Origin of the sequence: Oleiagrimonas sp. MCCC 1A03011, assembly GCF_003267965.1 — a bacterium.
In the GTDB taxonomy this organism is placed as follows: domain Bacteria; phylum Pseudomonadota; class Gammaproteobacteria; order Xanthomonadales; family Rhodanobacteraceae; genus Oleiagrimonas; species Oleiagrimonas citrea.
Genome location: NZ_MSPY01000001.1, coordinates 584,502 through 600,224, shown reverse-complemented (window position 1 = coordinate 600,224; position 15,723 = coordinate 584,502). Strand labels below are relative to the sequence as shown.

The window sequence follows — 15,723 nt, the reverse complement described above, 5'->3', positions numbered from 1 at the left end:
ATGGAAGCACCGATCCGACATGTGCTTTTCCTATGCACGGGCAATTCCGCGCGCAGCGTGATGGCCGAGGCGATGCTCAATGTGCTCGGCGCGGGGCGCTTCGCCGCGCACAGCGCGGGCAGTCATCCGGGTGGCCGTGTGCAGCCGATGGCCGAGACGCTGGCGCGCGAGTTCGGCTACGAAGGTGCGCTGCGCAGCAAGAGTTGGGATGAATTCGCGACACCGGAAGCCCCGGCGATGGATATCGTCATCACCGTCTGTGACAACGCGGCCGGCGAGGTCTGCCCGGTCTGGCCCGGCCATCCGGTGAGTGCGCACTGGGGTGTGCCCGATCCGGCGGCGGTCGAAGGCGATGAGGAGACGCGTCGTCGCGCGTATCTGCAGGCGTGGGTGCTGCTGCGGCGCCGGGTGGACCTGCTGCTGGCTCTGCCGGTGGACAAGCTGGATCGGCTGACGCTGCAGGGTGCATTGCGCGACATCGGACAAGGCGGAGACGACGCATGAACGCGACATCGGAAACGGTGCGCGAAGCGCAGCCGGCCATCGGTTTCTTCGCCCGCTATCTGAGCGTATGGGTGCTGTTGTGCATCGTGGCCGGTATCGCGCTGGGCCATGTGCTGCCGCATGCTTTTGCGAGTTTGGCGGCGATGGAAGTGCATCAGATCAACTTGCCGGTCGCCGGACTGGTCTGGTTGATGATCGTGCCGATGCTGCTGCGTATCGACTTCGCCGAATTGTCGAGGGTCCGCAAGCAGGTGCGCGGCATCGGCGTGACGCTGTTCGTGAACTGGGCGGTGAAGCCGTTCTCGATGGCGTTGCTGGGCTGGCTGTTCGTGCGCCACGTGTTCGCGGCCTGGCTGCCGGCCGGCGAGCATGACGCCTACATTGCCGGTCTGGTGCTGCTGGCGGCGGCGCCGTGCACGGCCATGGTGTTCGTGTGGTCGCGGCTGTGCGGCGGCGAGCCGCATTTCACGCTGGCGCAGGTGGCGCTCAATGACGCCATCATGGTGGTCGCGTTCGCGCCCATCGTGGCGGTGCTGCTGGGTGTCGCGGCGATCCATGTGCCGTGGGCGACGCTGCTGCTGTCGGTCGGCCTGTACATTGTGGCGCCGGTGGCGATCGCGCAGATTTGGCGGCGCGCGCGGCTGGCGCGTGGCGGCGAGGCGGCGCTGGCGCGGACACTCAAACGAATCGACCCGTGGTCAACGGCGGCACTGCTGGCGACGCTGGTGCTGCTGTTCGGTTTCCAGGGCGAGGCGATCCTGCGTCAGCCGCTGGTGATCGTGCTGCTGGCTGTGCCGATCATCATCCAGGTCTATTTCAACGCCGGGCTGGCCTATGTGCTGAGCCGTCGTCTGGGCGTACCGCACTGCGTGGCCGGGCCGTCCGCGCTGATCGGCGCCAGTAATTTCTTCGAGTTGGCCGTGGCCACCGCGATCAGCCTGTTCGGCCTGCGTTCGGGTGCGGCGCTGGCGACAGTCGTCGGCGTGCTGGTCGAGGTGCCGGTGATGCTGTCGGTGGTGCGTGTGGTCAACCGCACCGCGCACTGGTTCGAGGCGGGAGTGTCGGATGCATGAAGGTGTGGCGGGCGGGATCTTCGCCACATCTGCGGCGGGCTTGGTTGCTCGCCGCCGGGGTGTCGCTCGGGCGATGATCTCGTCTAGGGCGCGGGGAGTTCGTTGGAAACCTCGATGAGGTTGCCGTCGGGATCGCGGAAATAAACGGAATGCAGCGGTGCACGAGCTCCCGTTCGCTGTATCGGGGCAGCGCCTTCGAGCGGGACACCACAGGCATGCAGGTGCCGCATGACCGACTTGATCGGTGTGCGGGTGATGAAGCACAGGTCGGCGGAGCCGCGAGTGGGGTGGGTCGCTTCGCAGTCGGCCGCCGCGAGTTCCGGAGTCCAGCGCTTGACGTTGATCTTCTGCGCGCCGAATCCGAGGGCCAGACGCCCGGCGCCGAATTCGATCCGGCGCATGCCCAGCACGCGTTCGTAGAACGCCATGGTGGTTTCGACATCGGCCACGACGATCACCAGGTGATCGAGGTGGTCGATGTCGAAACGCGTGTCGACGGGCGTGGCCGTGTTCACGGAACCGCCCGCGTCATCAGTAGCGGTAGTGTTCCGGCTTGAACGGACCTTCCACCGGCACACCGATGTAGTCGGCCTGATCCTGCGTGAGCTTGGTCAGCTTCACGCCGATCTGCTCCAGATGCAGGCGCGCGACTTCCTCGTCCAGCTTCTTCGGCAGGCGGTAGACGGTCTTCTCGTAGCTGTCCTTGTTGGCCCACAGGTCGATCTGCGCCAGCGTCTGGTTGGAGAAGCTGTTGGACATCACGAAGGCCGGATGGCCGTGCGCGCAGCCCAGGTTCACCAGACGACCCTCGGCCAGCAGGTAGATGCTGTTGCCGGTCGGGAAGGTATAGCGGTCCACTTGCGGCTTGATGTTCTCGTGCTTGATGGACGTGTCGGACTGCAGCTTCTCGACCTGGATCTCGTTGTCGAAGTGGCCGATGTTGCAAACCAGTGCGTTGTCCTTCATCGCCTTCATGTGCTCGAGGGTGATGATGTCGCGGTTGCCGGTGGTGGTGACGTAGATGTCGCCCTTGCCGAGGGTGTCCTCAATCGTGGAGACCTCGAAGCCTTCCATCGCCGCCTGCAGGGCGCAGATCGGATCGATCTCGGTGACGATCACGCGCGCGCCGAAGCCCTTCAGCGAATGCGCGCAGCCCTTGCCGACGTCGCCGTAGCCGCAGACCACCGCGACCTTGCCGGCGACCATCAGGTCGGTGGCGCGCTTGATGCCGTCGGCCAGCGACTCGCGGCAGCCGTACAGGTTGTCGAACTTGGACTTGGTGACCGAATCGTTGACGTTGATCGCCGGGATCAGCAGCTTGCCCTGTTCGGCCAGCTGGTACAGGCGATGCACGCCGGTGGTGGTTTCTTCGGACACACCCTTCCAGTCGGCGGCGGCCTTCTTCCAGAAGCCGGGACGCTCGGTACGGGTCTTCTTCAGCAGGTTCTTGATGACCTGCTCCTCGGTGCTGGCGCCGGGCTGGTCGACCCAGTCCGAACCGTCTTCCATCTCCACGCCCTTGTGGATCAGCAGCGTGGCGTCGCCGCCGTCGTCGACGATCAGCTCGGGACCCTGCATGCCCGGATGGGTCAGCATGTCCAGCGTGCACTGCCAGTACTCTTCCAGCGTCTCGCCCTTCCAGGCGAACACGGGAATGCCACTGGCGGCGATGGCGGCGGCGCAGTCGTCCTGCGTCGAGAAGATGTTGCACGAGGCCCAGCGTACCGAGGCGCCGAGGGCGCTCAGGGTCTCGATCAGGACCGCGGTTTCCTTGGTCATGTGCAGCGAGCCGGACAGGCGCACGCCCTTCAGCGGCTGCTGCGGCGCGTACTTCTCGCGGATGGACATCAGGCCAGGCATTTCCTGCTCGGCCATGCGGATGCGGCGACGGCCGGCATCGGCCAGGGAAATGTCGCGGACCTTGTAGTCCTGGGTGGCGTCGTTGGCGACGGCGTTCATGTTGGTACTCCGTGGCGGATTGAGATGGGCGCAGTTGCGAAAGGGATGCCGAGCCTGACCCTGCGAACGCGGCCGTCGCATCCGGGCGACGCCGTTCCACAGGGACGCAACGCCCCTCGGCCAAGATTGGAAGCGCCATTATATCGCTTCATGCGGATGCATACGTATTCGTTCTATGCGCGGATGCCTTACTCAGCGTTCATGCACGTACGCACCCGTATGATGTAGGGAATGACTACAGGAGGACGCATGACTGCATCGCACGATCACGACGACGCCCGTAACCTGGAATTCCTGCCCAACGACGGCCCATTGCGCGAGAACGTGCGCACGCTGGGCGCGATGGTGGGTCGCATGCTGGCCGAGCAGGGCGGCGAGGCTTTCTTCGAACGCGTCGAGAACGTGCGCACTGCGGCCATCCGGCGACGCGAGGCCGGTGCGGGAATCAGCGGTCTGGCCGGACGTCTGGCCGGTCTGAGTGCCGACGACGCCGAGGCACTGGCGCGCGCCTTCGCCACCTACTTCCAGATGGTCAACGTTGCTGAGCGCGTGCATCGCATCCGTCGCCGCCGCGACTACCAGCTGGCCGGGGCCGCCGTGCAACCCGAATCGCTGGCCGACGTGCTCGGTCAGCTCAAGGAGCGCGGCGTGGATGCCGACGAGCTGCTGGCCTGGATCGGCAAGCTCGACGTCGAGCCGGTGTTCACGGCGCATCCGACCGAGGCCGTGCGTGCCTCGCTGCTGGAGAAGGAAGAGGCCATCGTCAAGGCGCTGGTCGCCGACTTCGACGCCCATCGTCCGCCGCCCGAGCGCGAGGCCGACGCCGCGCGCATGCAGATGGCGCTGACCGCCGGCTGGCAGACCGCCGAGGCTTCGCCGGTGCGCCCCAGCGTGCAGGATGAGTTCGATCACGTCGGTTACTACCTGACCGGTTCGCTGTATCGCGTGCTGCCGGTGTTCTACGAGGCGCTGGAGCGGGAGCTGAAGAATGTCTACGGTCTGGAGGCCGAACTGCCGCGTCTGCTGCGCTTCGCCTCGTGGGTCGGCGGCGACATGGACGGCAATCCGAACGTCGGCGCCGACACCATTTCCGAGACCCTGCGCGCGCAGCGCGCCATGGTGTTGGAGCGCTACATCGGCGAATGCGCGCATCTGCAGCGATCGCTGAGCCAGACCGAGGACCGCGTCGAGGTCAGCGCCGCGCTGCGCGAGCGCCTGGCACAGTACACCGACCAGTTCCTCGAAGACGCGATGGCGATCCGCCCGCGTCATCGCGACATGCCTTATCGTTGCCTGCTGACGCTGATGCGCGCGCGCCTGGAAGCGACGCTGGAAGACGCGGACAGCGGCTATCCGAATGCCGCCGCCTTCGAGGCCGACGTCGCGCTGATCGCCGACAGCCTGGCCACGCACAAGGGCGAGCACGCCGGCCTGTTCGCGGTGCAGCGCCTGCTGCGTCGCGTGCGCACCTTCGGCTTCCATCTGGCGCGGCTCGATGTGCGGCAGGACTCGCGTGTGCACGATGATGCGCTGGCGGCGCTGATCGGCGACGCTGGCTGGATCGAGCGTCCGAAGGCCGAGCGCGCCGAGCGCCTGCGCGCGCTGGCGGCCGGCGACGAGACCTTCGGCGACAACGACGACGAAACCGCCGAGCGCCTGCGCGCGGTGTTCGCGACGCTGGCCGATGCGCGCCAGCGCTACGGCGTCACCGCCACCGGGCCGTACATCATCAGCATGGCCGAGTCTGCCGCCGACGTGTTGGCGGTGCTGGCGCTGGCGCGCCACGGCGGGCTGGTCGACGACGAAGGCCGCGTACCGCTGGATGTGGCGCCGCTGTTCGAGACGGTCGACGATCTCACCAACGGCCCCGACACCCTGCGCGCGCTGCTGGCCGACCCGGTCTATCGCGCGCATCTGGCTGCGCGTGGCGATCGCCAGCTGATCATGCTGGGCTACTCCGACAGCGGCAAGGACGGCGGCATCCTGGCCGCGCGCTGGGGTTTGCAGCGCGCTCAGGTCGAGCTGCTGGAGGTGGCCGAGCAGGCCGGCATCGAGCTGACCTTCTTCCACGGACGCGGCGGCTCGGCCAGCCGCGGCGGTGCGCGCATCACGCCGGCGCTGATGGCGTCGCCGCGCGGCAGCGTCGGCGGCCGCCTGCGCATGACCGAGCAGGGCGAGGTGATCCATCGCAAATACGGCATCCGCGCGCTGGCGCTGCGCAACCTGGAACAGACCGTCGGCGCCGCGCTGCACGCCAGTCTGCGCCCGCGCGATCCGGAGGAACGCGAGGACCTGTGGCGCGAGCGCATGGTCACGCTCGCCGCCTGGGGCCGCGAGGCCTATCGCGAGCTGGTCGGCGACGAGCAGTTCGTGCCGTACTTCCGCACGGCCACGCCGATCGATGTGATCGAGCGCATGACCCTGGGCTCGCGTCCATCGCGTCGTCGTTCGATGCGTGGCGTCGAGGACCTGCGCGCCATTCCGTGGGTGTTCTCGTGGACCCAGTGTCGCGCGATCATGCCGGGCTGGTACGGTCTGGGGTCGGCGCTGCAGCGCGGCATCGAGGCATTCGGTTTCGATGCCATGGCCGAGATGGCGCGCGACTGGCCGTTCCTGTCGACCCTGATCGACGATGTGGAAATGGTGCTGGCCAAGGCCGACCTGGGCATCGCCGAGGCGTTCTCGGAACTGTCCGGCGAACTGCACGAGCATTTCTTCCCGCGCATCCGCGGCGAGTTCGAGCGCACCCGTGACGTGCTGTTGAAGCTGAAGCAGGCCGACGCTCTGCTGGACGATGACAAGCGTCTGTCGCTGTCGATTCGCCTGCGCAATCCGTACGTCGACCCGATGAGCCTGCTGCAAGTCGATCTGCTCAAGCGCTGGCGCGCCGAGGGCAGTGAGGACGGTCCGCTGCTGCGCGCGCTGGTGGCCTGCGTCAACGGCGTTTCGCAGGGTCTGCAGAATACGGGCTGATCGTGACCGAGGCCGCCCCCATCGCCCGTCTGCGCCGATGGCGCGCGCGCCTGCTGAAGGTGTATGTCTTCCATGTCGGCTGGCTGACGTCGACCTGTGCCTTCGCGGCCACCGGTGCGACCCACGCTACGGTGGCCACCACGCTGTGGCTGACCCTGGTCACGATTCCGCCGGTACTGATCTACACGGTGATCGTGCATCGGGCCTGCCGCGCTGTCGATCCGTCGGCGCGCAGCGTGGGCGCCGGACGCGTGATCTTCATGTCGCTCTTCCTGACGCCGTTGGAGTCGGGTCTGGTGCTGCCGGCGAAGAATCTTCTGGTCGCGACACGCCTGCTGCGGCGTCATGGCACTTCATCAGGCGCGCACCCGGAGCACCGGCGCCGCGTGGCCACTTCGGGTGCCGGGCCGCCGGATACCTGCACCCAAGCGACGTCTGAACTGCGTTCGCGTTTCCCGTATCCTGACGAACCGTGACCGCTGCAGGCGCGGTGCGCGAACCGTTGCCCGTGCGGCCAGCAGGCCGTCATCGTCCGAGGAGAGCACGCCATGAGAACACGCTACCGCTACTGGATCGTCTGCGCGTTATCGCTGCTGCTGACGCTGTTCGCCTTGCTGGTGTTTCCGCAGATGAACCCGTCGACGATGACGGTACGCATCGTGGTGGTGGTGGCCTGGATTGCGGCCCTGGTCTGGGTACTGCAGCCGCAGGCGAGGCAGGCCGGCGGCTGGGCACATCTGCCGCCGATGCGCTTTGCGGTCAATGCGCTGGGTGTGATCGTCGGCATCGCGCTGTTCGCCGGGCTTGGCGTGATGCTGGCCTCGATGTTCCACGCGCAATTTCTGGCGGCTGCCTGAGCACGTTTACGCGGTGTGCAGGGCCTCGATTCGCGCGGCACGCGGCAGACGTTTCCAGGCGATTTCCAGTTTCAGTGCGGCACTCTTCGATTCGACCCAGACCCACCCCAGCAGTCGTCGCGGCGGGTTGCTGCGGGTGAAGCGCGCGCCCTTGCCGGCGACGTGCTGGGCATAGCGCTTCTCCGGGTCGCGGGCGATACCGGTGTAGACGCGACCATCGGCGCATTCGAGCAGGTAGACGGCCCAGGCCTCCGGCCCGGGCGGTGCCGCATTCACGCCCATTCGCTGAGCTGTTCGCGCTCGTAGAGCATCTTCCACGACGGGCGTGCCTTCACCTTCGCAGCGAGCGCGGCCAGCGATGGCCAGTCGGTGGCCGGCCGCGGCATATTGCGCGCCCAGCGCATCAGCATGACGACGTACAGGTCGACGACGCTGAAGGTCTCGCCGAGCATGTACGGGCCATGCGTGTCGAGGTGTTCGGCGATATGCGTCCAGGAGGCCTCGATGCGGCGGCGGCCGGCTTCGGCAATGCTCTCGGCGCTCTCGGGCACGAACTCGTCGGCATAGAACCACTGCCGGAAACCCGGTTGCAGCGTGTCGGCCAGGTAGAACATCCATTGCAGATAGTCGGCGCGCTTGGCATCACCGATGGCCGGGGCGAGTTTCGCTTCGGGGTGGCGCTCGGTCAGCAGCATGGCCAGGGCCGCGGTTTCGCCATGCGAGGCGCCGTCCACGATCAGCGTCGGCACGGTGCCGGCGGGATTGAGCGCCAGATAGGCCTCGCTCCGCTGTTCGCCGGCGGCCAGATCCACCGCCTTCAGTTCGTAGGGAGCGCCGCATTCGATCAGCGTCAGGTGCGTCAGCATGGCGGCGGTGCCGGGGGCGAAGTAGAGGGTGTACATGCGTCACTCCGTGGCGGTCGTTGCGTGCATCTTACGTGGCTCGTTGGTGGACGCCAGCGTTGCGCCGGCGCTGCGCCATCCGCGTGGCTGGCGTACGCATGCGGATGATGATGTCCGGATTCGGACATGCCCGCGTTTGATTCTGGCTGAACACGAAAAGGCTAGTGGATTGTTATTTCATGCATTTTTCAGTGTTCGCTGGCGTGGCACGGTGTTTGCTGTATCTGGGTTATGGATATCGCCAACCCGAAACTGAAGCAACGTAAGAAGCGAAAACGCCTGCTGCTGATCGGCGGCAGCGTGCTGGCATTGGCCGTCGTCGTCTCCGCAGCAGCCTGGATGGGGCCGGCGCTGCCGAGTGCCGATCGTTCGAGTCTGTGGATCGGTACGGTCAAGCGCGGCGACATGCTGCGCGAGGTGCGCGCCACCGGCACGCTGGTATCGCGTCACAAGCGCTGGATCTCGGCCGTCACGGCGGCCCAGGTCGACAGCATCCGGGTGTGGCCCGGCGCCAAGGTGAAGCCGGACACGGTGCTGATGAAGCTCAGCAATCCGGAGGTGGCCGATGCTTTGCGCAATGCGCAGGCGCAGGTGGCTGCGGCCGAGGCGGATGTCGCTTCCAAGCGCGCGCAATTGCAGTCGCAGTTGCTGGACGAGCGCTCCGAACTGGCCAAGGCGCAGTCCGATTACGCTTCGGCCAAGGTCAAGGCCGACGCGGATGCCAAGGCCGAGAAGTTGAACCTGATCCCGCGCGTGGAGTTTCAGCAGGGCCAGATCGCGCTGAAGCAACTGAAGGCGCGGATGGAGATCGAGAAGCAGCGCGTGGCGTCGTTCGCGGCCAGCCTGCATGCGCAGATGGATGCGGTCGAAGCGCATCTCGCGCAGCAGCGCAGCAATCTGCAGCTGCGCCAGCGTCAGGCCGATGCGCTGGATGTGAAGGCGGGCATCGCCGGCGTTTTGCAGCAGGTGGCCGTGCAGGAGGGTGCGCAGGTCGCGGCCGGCGCCAACCTGGCGCAGGTGGCGCGTCCGGACGTGCTGATCGCGCGGCTCAAGGTGCCCGAGGTGCAGGCCAAGGACGTTGCCATGGGCATGCCGGTCAGCGTGGATACCCACAACGGTGTCGTATCGGGTCAGGTCGAGCGCATCGATCCGGCGGTGACCGATGGCAGCGTGCAGGTGGACGTGCGTCTGCTCGGCAAGCTGCCGCCGGGTGCGCGTCCGGATCTGTCGGTCGACGGTCGCATCCGCATCGCGCAATTGAAGAACGTACTGTCGGTGGGCCGCCCGGCACTGGCCAAGGCCGACAGCGACATCAGTCTGTTCCGTCTCGACGGCGACGGCGGCACCGCAACGCGTGTGCCGGTGCGTGTGGGTGCGACGTCGGTGGACCGTGTGCAGGTCCTGCGTGGCCTGAAGGCCGGCGACAAGGTGATCCTGTCCGACGCCAGTCAGTGGGACGGCTACGACCGCATCCGGGTGCATTGAAGTGGGGGCGAGGGGAAACCCGGCAGGCTGGGGACGCCGTGGCCGGGCAAGGATCGAAGCGTTCACAACAAGGCGTGTAATGGTCAGGGAAGGCACCCAAGCCGAACTTCGCGGGGGTGCGAAGTTCGGTGCTCCGTGGTTCTCGAGCGAGGCGTGGAGTGTTTACAGCAGGGAGTTCAAGGGCCAGGGAAGGCATCTGGATACGGGGCTTCGCGAAGAAATGGGCGTGTCACCGTTGTGCCGCCATACGTTCGAACATCCAAAAATCATGGTGATTGCATGAACGAGAATCGAAAAGTCATCGCCCTGGAGGGCGTGCGCAAGGTGTTTCAGGCCGACGAGGTGGAAACGCACGCGTTGTCCGATGTGCACCTCTCTATCGAGCGTGGCGAATACGTGTCGATCTCCGGCCCGTCCGGCTGCGGCAAGACCACGCTGCTGTCGATCCTGGGGCTGCTCGACACGGCGTCGGAGGGCAACTACACGCTCAATGGCCACGACGTGGCCGGCCTCAATGCCGCCGAGCGTGCTCGCATCCGCAACGCGGAGATTGGTTTCATCTTTCAGGCCTTCAATCTGATCGGTGATCTCAGCGTGGAGGAAAACGTCGAGCTGCCGCTGACCTACCGCAGCGGTATCGACCGCGGCGAGCGTCGCCAGCGCGTGCGCGAAGCGCTGGAGCGCGTGGGTATGGCGCATCGCCTGCGGCACTACCCGGCGCAGCTGTCGGGCGGTCAGCAGCAGCGTGTCGCGGTGGCGCGCGCGCTGGTCGGCAAACCGGCGATCCTGCTGGCCGACGAACCGACCGGCAATCTGGATTCGCGCAACGGCGAGGCCGTGATGGCCCTGCTCGACGAACTGCATCAGGGCGGCGCCACCATCTGCATGGTCACCCATGACGCACGCTACGCCGAATTGGCCGAGCGCAAGGTGCGTCTGTTCGACGGCCGTGTGGTCGACGAGGAAACCTTCGAGCGTCTGCGCCGCGAGGACGAAGCACGCCTGGACGACCTGATCGGCAACCGGGTTGGAGTGGCCTGATGCCAATCTGGCTGACCGAGATCTGGCATTCCTGGCGCTCCAGCCTGCGCCGGCCAGGCTTCCTGTTGCTGGCGACCGGCGTGCTGGCGCTGGGCATCGGCGCCAGCGTGGCCGTGTTTGTGTTGATCAACGGTACCTTGCTGCAACGCCTGCCCTTTCCGCAGGCATCACGGGTAGTGGTCCTGGGCAAGATTTTCTCGGGTGAGGTGGGGCCGATCTCGCCGCACGAGTACCAGTTCCTGAAGAACATCCCGGGCGTGAAGGCGCTGGGACTCATCCGGCCGGGCTCGGTGGCCAATATTTCCGGTGCCGGCGTACCACAACAGGTACCGGTGACGTACATGGATCGCGGCATGCTTCCCGCGCTGGGCATCCAGCCCATACTGGGGCGAAATTTCAATGCCGCCGAGGATCGTCCCGGTGGTCCGCCCGTGGTGATGCTAAGCCATGGCCTCTGGCAGCGCCGTTATGGCGGCGCCCGCGACATGGTGGGTCACCGCATGCTGGTGGAAGGGCGTGCGGCGACCATCATCGGTGTGCTGCCCAAGGGGTTGGATACCTTGTCCCACGGTGGCGGTATCTTTTTGCCATTGGCTTTGCCCGCGGCCAGTCGCGATTACGACCACAGCGGCCACATGGCCATTGCACGCCTGGAGGCCGGGGTGCCCATTCGCAGCATCGCGGCGCAAGTCGACGCGCGTGAGCGGGCCATGTATCGCGACATGGGCATGGGCGGTCGTTGGGACAGGCCGCAGTTTGGCACTGCCACATTGGATGTCACCCTGCATCGTGGCGAGCGGCCGCTGTTGATGCTGTTCACGGCCAGCGCCGCCATGGTGCTGCTGATTGCACTGGTCAATCTGACCAATCTGATGTTGCTGCGCACGCTGTCGCGAACCCATGACATCGCCGTTCGGCACGCCTTGGGCGCGCCGTTCCTGCGCCTGTTGCTACCCGCCGTGGGCGAGGGCCTGCTGGTGGGCATGGGCGGTGCTTTCATCGGCATGGCTCTAGCATGGGGCGGCTTGGCGGTGCTGCGACAGCGCATTCCTGTCGAGTGGCTACATGGTGGCCAGATCACGGTGGGGGCGATGGCGTGGTTGTTCGCCTTTGCGGTAGCTGTCATTGGCGCGCTGTTGGCGGCATGGCTGGGCGTTTGGCGCAGCCGTCAGGCGATGGGCGTGGATACGTTGCGCGAAGGCGGGCGCAGCGGGTTGGGGCTGCGCAGTGGCCGACTGGGACGCGCGCTCGTGGTGGCCCAGGTAGCCATGGCCGTGGCTCTGCTGAGCTCGGCCGGTGTTATCGCGCACAGTCTTTATGTCGCCTCACGCACGCATCTTGGTTTTTCCAGCGATCACATTCTTACCTTCGAGTTGGCGCCGGTAAAAGCACACTATCCGGATGCCGCGTCGATCCAGGCAATGTCGCAGCGTTTGGTGCAGCGCTTGCGCCTGATGCCTGGCGTTACCGGTGCGGCTGTGACCACCAATCTGCCCACGGGCGATGGGCTCTACGATCAATTCAACAACCGTGTTGAAACGGCTGGGGGCAAACAGTTCTATGCCCAGCTGCATGGCGTGGGGAACGGCTTTTTCCGAGTGTTTTCCATCGCCAGGTATCAGGGGCGGGTGTTCACGCATGACGACACGCGCGGCAGCGAGCCGGTCGCCGTGGTCAGCCGCGACCTGGCCAGGAAGTATTACGACGGCGACGCGGTCGGCAAGCTCATCAAGATTGACATGAACGAAGGTCCGGCCATTCCGGTGCGCATTGTCGGGGTGGTCGCCAGCACGTATCAGTATGGGCCACTGGCGCCGATGCAGCCGGTGCTCTACGTGCCCTTGGTGCAGATGCCCGCATCCACGTTCGAGGTTGTGCAGAAGATTGAGCCGCTGCGTTTTGCACTTCACGTCCAGGGCCGTGTGGCCGGATGGCGCGCAGCGGTGCAAAAGGCCGTGGCTGAAGTGGTACCCGGTCAACCCATTTCCCATCTGCGAGCCATGCGCGCCATCGTCAGGCAGACCACCGCCAATGGCCGCCTCAGCATGTGGCTGGTCAGTCTGTTCGCTTCGTTGGCGCTGCTGCTGGCAGTGGCGGGGCTGTATGCGGTGATGGCGGTGGCCGTGGCTTCCCGTGAACGCGAGTTCGGCACCCGTATGGCGCTAGGCGCCTCACCTGCGCGGCTGATCCAACTGGTGGTGCGTGGCGGTATGTATCAGGTGGCCATCGGCTTGGTGCTGGGCATGGTGCTGGCGTGGGGCGCGGCTCGCGTGTTGGCACATATGTCGGAGGCCCTTTCCGTCACGGGTGTGGGGCACATTGATCAGGTGGACCCGTTGGCGTGGGTACTGGTCTGCGTGGTGCTCGCACTGGCTGGTTTTGCGGCTTGCCTGCGGCCGGCATGGCGCGCATCGCGCGTGCCGCCGATGCGCGCATTGCGAGGGGAGTGAGGGGCGTTATGGGTATCGCATGGAGTGAAATGTGGCGGGCTTGGCGGGCCAGTGTGCGTCGGCCCGGCTTCCTGCTGCTGGCGAGCGGCGTGCTGGCGCTGGGCATTGGCGTCATGAGTACCGTGTTCAGCATGATCGATGGCGTTCTGCTGGAGCCTCTGCCTTATCCGCAGGCGCAGCAACTGGCAGCATTGGGTCCGGTCGAGCAGGGGGATGTCGGCCTGGTTTCGTCCCAGCAATACCAGCAGCTCGCCGATCTTCCAGGTGTCGCCAAGCATGGACTTTTCAGGGTTCTTCCGACCGTGAATGTCGCTGGTAGCGATTCGCCCGTCATGGTCTCGGCGCTCGAGATGGATCGCGGGTTGCTGCCCACGTTGCGCGTGCGACCCGTGCTGGGGCGCAACTTCGATCTTGCCGAGGATCGGCCGCATGGAGCGCCGGCGGTCCTGCTCTTCCACGGCTTCTGGAAGCGGCATTTTGGTGGGAATCCGTCGGTGATAGGGCGCAGCATGCGCGTGGAAGGTGTTGCGCACACGATCGTCGGCGTGCTGCCCGCGGGGTTCGATCTCGGCCGGGCGCAGATCGCCCTGCCTTCGGCGCTGCCCAGCCAATCGCACGATGACAGCAATGTCTTCACGATGGTCGTGCGCAGGCAGCCCGGAAGCACACTGCACGGACTGGGTGCGCAGGCGGTGACGCGGATGCGCGGCGTCCACACCGAAAGGGGGCAACGGGAGACCGACCTGAGGCGCGAACCTTTCGGTGCTCAGGACTTCGGCGAGCAACAGCATGCGGGACAACGTGCCATGGCGGTCATGTGGCTGGCCTGTGCCGCGTTGCTGCTGCTGCTCGTGGTGGTCAATCTGACCAACTTGATGGTCCTGCGCAGCATGAACCGTGACCACGAGGCTTCGATTCGAGGCGCACTCGGCGCATCGCCCTGGCGGATGGCGCTGCCGTTGATCGCTGAGGGGCTGCTCATCGGTCTGGTCGCCCTGCTGATCGGACAGGCGCTGGCGGCATCCGGCCTGCTGGCACTGCGAACCTGTATGCCCGTGGACTGGATGGCCGTGGAATGGACGCGTCCGGATGGTTTGCGTCTGGGAGGACGCGCGTGGGCGCTGGCCGGATTCATCAGCGTACTTAGCGCGCTGATGGCGGCTTCGCTCGGGCTGTGGCGCGGCAGAGCCGCATTGTCGATGACCAGCTTGCGCGAAGGCGGGCGCAGTGGTCTGGGCCGTCGCGGCGCGTGGGTCGGACGTGTTTTGGTGATCGCCCAGGTGGCGCTGGCGTCTCTGCTTCTGTGTGCGGTGGGCATTTTCTTGCATACGCTGCTCGACAATGCACGAACCAACCTGGGGTTCGATCCCCGTGGCGTGCTGACATTCGAGCTGGCCCCGGTCGAAAGGACCTATCCCGATGCAAGTGCGGTGCAAACGCTTTCCCGGCGTTTGACCGAACGTCTTCAGCGGATACCGGGCGTCGAACAGGCCACCATGACGACCAATCTACCAGCCGGTGACGATCGGGGGCAGTTCAATATCGGCGGCTTGCACCTGCCGGGAGGCGAGGAATTCAACGAACAGTTCCGCGGTGTAGGTCCCGGCTATTTCCACCTGTTCGGTATCCACGTACTGAAGGGGCGAGCCTTTGCAGACGGTGATGTGCGTGGCGGTGAGGCGGTCGCGATCGTCAATCAGCGATTCGCCGACGTCCATTACGGCGGACACGCGCTTGGCAAGACCATCCAGCAGTTCGCGCTGAAGCGGCCGCGCACGAACGTCAACATTCTTTCCGCTCGAATCGTCGGTGTCGTGGCCAACACCTACCAGTTCGGCCCTGAGGACCCCGATTCGGTGCGCCCGATTCTGTATCTGCCGTTCGCACAGATGCCGGAGGACGATCTGCTGGTCTTCCGCGGCATCGAGCCGCTGCGTTTCGCGCTCAAGGTCCATGGTCGACCGGAGCGTTATCGCGCGGCAGTCCGTCGGGCGGTGGCGGAAGTCGCGCCCGACCAGCCCATCAGTCGTCTCTACAGCATGGCTGACATCGTTCATGACATCACGTCGGATACCAAATTCAGCCTACTGCTAGTGGGGGTTCTGGGCAGCTTGGCGCTGCTGCTGGCTAGCGTAGGCATGTACGCGGTGATGGCCATGGCGGTCACCGCGCGTGCACGGGAATTCGGAGTGCGCGCGGCAATGGGGGCCTCGCCGCGAGGTCTGCTGCTTCAAGTCGTGCGCAGCGGTCTGGTGCAGATCGCCTGGGGCTTGATCATCGGCTTGCTGATGGGTGTCGCCGGCTCGGGCCTGCTGCACGCAGCGGTCGCGCAGCTGGGGCGTCGGATGTTTGATCCCTGGTCCATGGCGGCGGTCTGTCTAGTTCTCGGTGCGGCGGGTGTCATGGCTTGTCTAGCCCCGGCGCGCCGCGCCGGGCGCGTACAGCCGATGCTTGTATTGCGTGGGGAGTGAAGTGATGC

At 65.9% G+C, this 15,723-nt stretch carries 13 protein-coding genes and 1 riboswitch; of the genes, 9 read left to right on the top strand and 4 right to left on the bottom strand.

From position 1 onward, the window contains the following. Together BTJ49_RS02720 and arsB are read left to right on the top strand one after the other, a co-directional pair. The gene (locus tag BTJ49_RS02720) at window positions 1-504 is read left to right on the top strand and encodes an arsenate reductase ArsC (RefSeq protein ID WP_113063799.1); all 504 of its coding nucleotides are present in this window, start codon (window positions 1-3) and stop codon (window positions 502-504) included. Continuing rightward, on the top strand, window positions 501-1,577 hold the full coding sequence (gene arsB / locus BTJ49_RS02715; RefSeq protein WP_113063798.1) for an ACR3 family arsenite efflux transporter: 1,077 nt from the start codon (window positions 501-503) through the stop codon (window positions 1,575-1,577). The genes BTJ49_RS02720 and arsB overlap by 4 nt, the downstream gene beginning before the upstream one ends. A gap of 83 nt (window positions 1,578-1,660) precedes the next feature. On the opposite strand, the gene BTJ49_RS02710 is transcribed toward arsB, so the two are convergent. Continuing rightward, entirely contained in the window at window positions 1,661-2,092 is a 432-nt protein-coding gene (locus tag BTJ49_RS02710; RefSeq protein WP_255420367.1) for a VOC family protein, read from the bottom strand. Window positions 2,093-2,108: 16 nt separating this feature from the next. Continuing rightward, the gene (gene ahcY / locus BTJ49_RS02705; protein WP_113063797.1) at window positions 2,109-3,536 is read right to left on the bottom strand and encodes an adenosylhomocysteinase; all 1,428 of its coding nucleotides are present in this window, start codon (window positions 3,534-3,536) and stop codon (window positions 2,109-2,111) included. A gap of 19 nt (window positions 3,537-3,555) precedes the next feature. Next, window positions 3,556-3,660, bottom strand: a riboswitch (S-adenosyl-L-homocysteine riboswitch). 125 nt (window positions 3,661-3,785) lie between these two features. Here ahcY and ppc point away from each other — a divergent pair. The 3 genes from ppc (at window position 3,786) to BTJ49_RS02690 (ending at window position 7,366) form a co-directional block, all read left to right on the top strand. Next, a complete protein-coding gene (gene ppc, locus BTJ49_RS02700) occupies window positions 3,786-6,509 on the top strand; it encodes a phosphoenolpyruvate carboxylase (protein ID WP_113063796.1) in 2,724 nt (907 codons plus the stop codon). Window positions 6,510-6,511: 2 nt separating this feature from the next. Then, window positions 6,512-6,985: a hypothetical protein gene (locus tag BTJ49_RS02695; RefSeq protein ID WP_113063795.1), complete on the top strand. Its 474-nt coding sequence runs from the start codon at window positions 6,512-6,514 to the stop codon at window positions 6,983-6,985. A gap of 72 nt (window positions 6,986-7,057) precedes the next feature. Next, window positions 7,058-7,366, top strand: a complete 309-nt coding sequence (locus BTJ49_RS02690) for a hypothetical protein (protein ID WP_113063794.1) — start codon at window positions 7,058-7,060, stop codon at window positions 7,364-7,366. A gap of 6 nt (window positions 7,367-7,372) precedes the next feature. On the opposite strand, the gene BTJ49_RS02685 is transcribed toward BTJ49_RS02690, so the two are convergent. Next, window positions 7,373-7,642, bottom strand: coding sequence for a GIY-YIG nuclease family protein (locus BTJ49_RS02685; protein WP_240601699.1), 270 nt, complete (start codon window positions 7,640-7,642; stop codon window positions 7,373-7,375). After that, window positions 7,639-8,268, bottom strand: a complete 630-nt coding sequence (locus tag BTJ49_RS02680) for a glutathione S-transferase family protein (protein ID WP_113063792.1) — start codon at window positions 8,266-8,268, stop codon at window positions 7,639-7,641. Before BTJ49_RS02680 ends, BTJ49_RS02685 begins: the two co-directional genes overlap by 4 nt. Window positions 8,269-8,499: 231 nt before the next feature. Here BTJ49_RS02680 and BTJ49_RS02675 point away from each other — a divergent pair, with 231 nt between their 5' ends. The 4 genes from BTJ49_RS02675 (at window position 8,500) to BTJ49_RS02660 (ending at window position 15,715) form a co-directional block, all read left to right on the top strand. Continuing rightward, entirely contained in the window at window positions 8,500-9,753 is a 1,254-nt protein-coding gene (locus tag BTJ49_RS02675) for an HlyD family efflux transporter periplasmic adaptor subunit (RefSeq protein ID WP_113063791.1), read from the top strand. 279 nt (window positions 9,754-10,032) lie between these two features. Next, on the top strand, window positions 10,033-10,794 hold the full coding sequence (locus tag BTJ49_RS02670) for an ABC transporter ATP-binding protein (protein ID WP_113063790.1): 762 nt from the start codon (window positions 10,033-10,035) through the stop codon (window positions 10,792-10,794). Beyond that, window positions 10,794-13,244: an ABC transporter permease gene (locus BTJ49_RS02665; protein ID WP_113063789.1), complete on the top strand. Its 2,451-nt coding sequence runs from the start codon at window positions 10,794-10,796 to the stop codon at window positions 13,242-13,244. Before BTJ49_RS02670 ends, BTJ49_RS02665 begins: the two co-directional genes overlap by 1 nt. After that, window positions 13,196-15,715, top strand: coding sequence for an ABC transporter permease (locus BTJ49_RS02660; protein ID WP_240601698.1), 2,520 nt, complete (start codon window positions 13,196-13,198; stop codon window positions 15,713-15,715). Before BTJ49_RS02665 ends, BTJ49_RS02660 begins: the two co-directional genes overlap by 49 nt. Window positions 15,716-15,723: the final 8 nt, after the last annotated feature.

Bases quoted from the DNA above. Each gene is read 5' to 3' on its own strand.
- arsB (WP_113063798.1), top strand. From the start codon at position 501: ATGAACGCGACATCGGAAACGGTGCGCGAAGCGCAGCCGGCCATCGGT.
- ahcY (WP_113063797.1), bottom strand. From the start codon at position 3,536: ATGAACGCCGTCGCCAACGACGCCACCCAGGACTACAAGGTCCGCGAC.
- BTJ49_RS02665 (WP_113063789.1), top strand. From the start codon at position 10,794: ATGCCAATCTGGCTGACCGAGATCTGGCATTCCTGGCGCTCCAGCCTG.
- BTJ49_RS02670 (WP_113063790.1), top strand. From the start codon at position 10,033: ATGAACGAGAATCGAAAAGTCATCGCCCTGGAGGGCGTGCGCAAGGTG.
- BTJ49_RS02720 (WP_113063799.1), top strand. From the start codon at position 1: ATGGAAGCACCGATCCGACATGTGCTTTTCCTATGCACGGGCAATTCC.
- BTJ49_RS02690 (WP_113063794.1), top strand. From the start codon at position 7,058: ATGAGAACACGCTACCGCTACTGGATCGTCTGCGCGTTATCGCTGCTG.
- ppc (WP_113063796.1), top strand. From the start codon at position 3,786: ATGACTGCATCGCACGATCACGACGACGCCCGTAACCTGGAATTCCTG.
- BTJ49_RS02675 (WP_113063791.1), top strand. From the start codon at position 8,500: ATGGATATCGCCAACCCGAAACTGAAGCAACGTAAGAAGCGAAAACGC.
- BTJ49_RS02680 (WP_113063792.1), bottom strand. From the start codon at position 8,268: ATGTACACCCTCTACTTCGCCCCCGGCACCGCCGCCATGCTGACGCAC.
- BTJ49_RS02660 (WP_240601698.1), top strand. From the start codon at position 13,196: ATGGCGCGCATCGCGCGTGCCGCCGATGCGCGCATTGCGAGGGGAGTG.